The organism is Mesorhizobium sp. M7A.F.Ca.US.002.01.1.1 (genome assembly GCF_004022955.1).
Lineage (GTDB): Bacteria > Pseudomonadota > Alphaproteobacteria > Rhizobiales > Rhizobiaceae > Mesorhizobium > Mesorhizobium ciceri.
In genome coordinates, this window is the sequence record NZ_RZQE01000522.1 from 1 (window position 1) to 3,872 (window position 3,872).

General features: G+C 63.2%; 2 protein-coding genes and 3 pseudogenes. 4 read left to right on the top strand and 1 reads right to left on the bottom strand.

Annotated elements, in window-relative coordinates:
- The 4 genes and pseudogenes from fumC to EN932_RS31045 all read left to right on the top strand — a co-directional run.
- A pseudogene (fumC, locus tag EN932_RS31030) lies at positions 1-427 on the top strand (class II fumarate hydratase); the annotation flags it as partial.
- Between the two features lie 233 nt (positions 428-660).
- On the top strand, positions 661-1,080 hold the full coding sequence (locus EN932_RS31035) for a DoxX family protein (protein WP_013532413.1): 420 nt from the start codon (positions 661-663) through the stop codon (positions 1,078-1,080).
- Positions 1,081-1,238: 158 nt separating this feature from the next.
- Entirely contained in the window at positions 1,239-1,643 is a 405-nt protein-coding gene (locus EN932_RS31040) for a DoxX family protein (protein WP_013532414.1), read from the top strand.
- A 258-nt stretch (positions 1,644-1,901) separates the two neighbouring features.
- Positions 1,902-2,839: pseudogene (locus EN932_RS31045) on the top strand (IS110 family transposase).
- A 237-nt stretch (positions 2,840-3,076) separates the two neighbouring features.
- On the opposite strand, the pseudogene EN932_RS31050 reads toward EN932_RS31045, so the two are convergent.
- Positions 3,077-3,872 (bottom strand): annotated as a pseudogene (locus tag EN932_RS31050) (exopolyphosphatase); the annotation flags it as partial.

Sequence of the window (3,872 nt, forward strand, 5' to 3'; positions counted from 1 at the left end):
GGGCAAGGTCAATCCGACCCAGTGCGAGGCGCTGACGCAGGTCTGCGTACAGGTGTTCGGCAACAATGCGGCGCTCACCTTCGCCGGCAGCCAGGGTCATTTCGAGCTCAATGTCTACAATCCGCTGATGGCCTACAACTTCCTGCAGTCGGTGCAGTTGCTCTCCGACGCCTCGGTCTCCTTCACCGACAATTGCGTCGTCGGCATCGAGGCCCGCGAAGACAACATCAAGGCGGCACTCGACCGATCGCTGATGCTGGTGACGGCGCTGGCGCCGACCATCGGCTACGACAATGCCGCCAAGATCGCCAAGACCGCGCACAAGAAGGGCACCACTTTGCGCGAGGAAGCGCTCGCCACCGGGCTGGTCAGCGAAGCCGATTACGACCGCCTGGTGCGGCCGGAGGATATGACGCATCCGGGGTAGGCAATTCCAGGAAAAGTGTCTGCGGTTTTCGGTCCGGAATTGCGTCACCAAAAGCCCGATATTTCGTGAGGGAGAATTTACTCCCGTCACGACCTCACCCGAAGCGAATTTTGCGCAGGCCGCCCGATCACGGAAACGTAAGTACTGTGAACAATGTGTCGCCAGTCTGGTGGCTTTGGTGAACAGTCGGTTTGCTCTATCTCCCCGGCATCAACCCATCCCGGAGAGCCACCATGTCCACCAACATTTCAGTCGCCGGTTCCGGCGCATCCAATGCCTCGACCACCATCCTCCTCGGCCGCGTCCTGCTCGCGGTCATCTTCCTGCTTTCAGGTTTCGGCAAGCTCACCGCCATTAGCGGAACAGCGGGCTATTTCGGCAGCCTCGGCCTGCCCTTGCCGACCGTAACGGCCACCGTCGTCGGCCTGATCGAGCTTCTCGGCGGCCTCGCCATCCTCGTCGGCTTCAAGACCCGGATTGTCGCTTGGGTGCTGGCGGTCTTCACGGTCGCTACCGGTTTGGTCGCCCACACCGGTTGGGCCGACCAGATGCAGATGATCCAGTTTCTCAAGAACCTCGCCATTGCGGGCGGCTTCCTCGTGCTGGCTTCCTCGGGCGCCGGTGCCTATTCGATCGACGCCAAGCGCGGCTGAGCCAAGACCCGGCAATAGCCGAACAAGAAAGCGGCGCGGAATTTTCCGCGCCGCTTTTTCGTTGTTGGTGCATGATCGCCGATCTGTCGGCCGGAGTTTCTGATAGGATCGGGGCTATCGGGACGAGGCCGGCCGGCGGCCGACAACGGAGTGTGAACATGCCCCGCAACGCGCTGCTCCTGCTCTCCCGGCTGCTGCTCGCCGCCCTGTTCGTGCCTTCCGGTTTCCATGCATTGAGCGACATCGCCGGCACCACAGGCTACTTCGCCGGCCTCGGCCTGCCGCTGCCGACACTTGCCGCCTGGGGCACGGGACTGTTCGAACTGATCGCCGGGCTGCTCATCCTGGTCGGTTTCCAGACCCGGATCATAGCGCTTCTGCTCGCTGCCTTCTGTATCGTCGCCGGCTTCATCGGCCATTATGGCCAGGGCGGCGGCGACGCGATGCTCGCCTTCCTGCACCAGCAGATGCTGATGAAGGACATTGCGATATCAGGTGGGTTTGTAGCGCTGGCGATGGCCGGCGCCGGCGCATGGTCGATCGACGGGCGCGGCGCGGTTTGATATTTTTGCTTACACGCGCCCGAGCTGGTCGCCCCCCACTCCGTCCCGGCTTTGCCGAGCCACCTTGTATCTACACGAGAGAGATTTCGTGGGATTAGAGCGATTGAGCCAAGGTCCGGGTGGCCGCCCGGACCTTGGCTTGGCGAAGTCGCCCGTACCACCTGAGGTTACAGCCGCGGGAGAGCTTGGGATCTTCGCCTTCATCACGCACGACCGAACAGTCGCTTGGTTCCAACCGTACGCACAAGGCAGGTTACCGTGAACAGGATTATTTGTGGAGTTGATGTTTCGAAAGATTGGCTGGACGCGCATGTCTGGCCTGGCGGAGCGGCAGCGCGCTTCGCCAACGACGCGGCGGGGATCGCAGCTCTTTGGCTGTTCTGCCGCAGCCATGACGCAGCCCTTGCGGTGATGGAGGCATCGGGCGGCTATGAACGGCTGGGATTCATGCTCTTGTGGACGCACGGCATGCCGTGCGGCGTGGTCAATGCCAAGAGCGTGCGCCGTTTCGCCGAGGCGATGGGCTATCTTGAGAAGACCGACAGGATCGACGCCGCTGTCATCGCCCACTACGGCGCAGTCAAGAACACTGTGCCGACGCCACCGCCAAGCGCCGCCCAGCAGCGGCTTGCCGCGTTGGTTGGCCGGCTTTGCCAGATTGTCGGCGATGCGACCATCAACAAGCAGCGTAGAAGTGCCGCACGCGACGCCGAGGTATGCGCCAGCATCGAGGCGATGCTGGCCTTCCTCAAGCGCGAGCAACGGCGCCTGGAAGGCGAGATTGCCTCGATGATCGATGACGATCCGCTGTGGGCCAGGCTGGAGCAGGCCTTTCGTTCGCTGAAGGGCGTGGCCGGACGCACCGTCGCCCGCCTGATGGCCGAACTGCCCGAGATCGGCCTCATCTCCAACAAGGCCATCGCCAAGCTGGCAGGCCTCGCTCCCTTCGCCAACGATAGCGGCAAGCGCACCGGCAACAGGCATGTGCGCGGCGGACGCGCCGGGCCGCGTGGCATCCTCTTCATCGTCGCAGCCATCGTGGCCAAATTCGATCCAATCTCAAAGCTTTCGCTCAACGGTTGCAACAGGCGGGAAAGCCAAAAATGCTCATCCGCATCGCACTCGCCAGAAAACTCCTCGTCATCCTCAATGCAAAAGCACGCGATGCGCGCAACGAGTTCGCGAGTGCAACTTGACACCCCAGATAGTCGCTCTCCCCCGATCGACGGGGTAGAGGAAGGGCGCGAGCCTATTGCCGCCAACGCTCTTCCAACGAGGCTCCCTTCCTTTCCCTCCGGATGGGGGAAAGGTGACGCTGCAAAGCAGCGACGGATTGGGGAAGCCGGTCATCAAACGCGAAGCCGCCGGCGAAGTACGACCGGCAAGTCTCCGCTTAAGTCAGATAAGACACGGGTCTGCTAGCAGCTAGCGCCTTATTTCACCGACATGCTGGGGCCACCCTCGACGGCCAGCACCAGCCGGCGGTTGGTGATCCTGGCCAGCTGCGCCAGGCGCCCGGCCGGCCGCTCGCCATAGAGGTCCGCCAGCGATGCCGGCAAGACCAGCGCCAGCACGCCGTTGGCGCGCTGTTCCCATTTCAGCCTGGGCATGATGCCGGGCATCGACGCCGTCAGCAGGTAGACGACGCGCATCATCGCGGCGAGCACGCGGGCGCGCTCCAGATAACGCGGCGATGCCAGAGCCTTGATCTCGGGGGCGATGGCTTCGTTGAAGATGCCGTCGTGACGATAGGCGTTGGCCATCGCCAGGAAAGCACGGCCAGGATGGTCGACGCCGAAGAAGGACGCGTGCGCAATGATGTTGAGCGATTGCTTGCCGCGGTATTCGGGATGCGCGCGCCAGCCGATGTCGGCCAGCAATGCGGCCGCGTGGCGGTAGCGCGCCTCGTCCTCGGTCTCGTCGATGCCGAAGGCGGCAAAGGTCTTGGCGGTCCAGTCGACAAGTTCGTGCGCATGGGTGACGGAGCGCGAGCGCAGACGGGCGAGTTCCTCCGAGGCCGAAATCAGCGGATCGGCCTTCTGCTCCGCCTCGTCGAGCAGCGAATAGAGAAAGCCTTCGCGCACGCCGAGCGCCGAGACGATGATCTTCGACGGCTGCATCGCCGCCATGATCTCCTGCAGCACGATGGCGCCATAGGGCAGCAGCGAACGGCGGTTCTTCGAAACGCCTTCGATGCCCTTGACCTTCTCGATCTCGGCCTTGGCCACC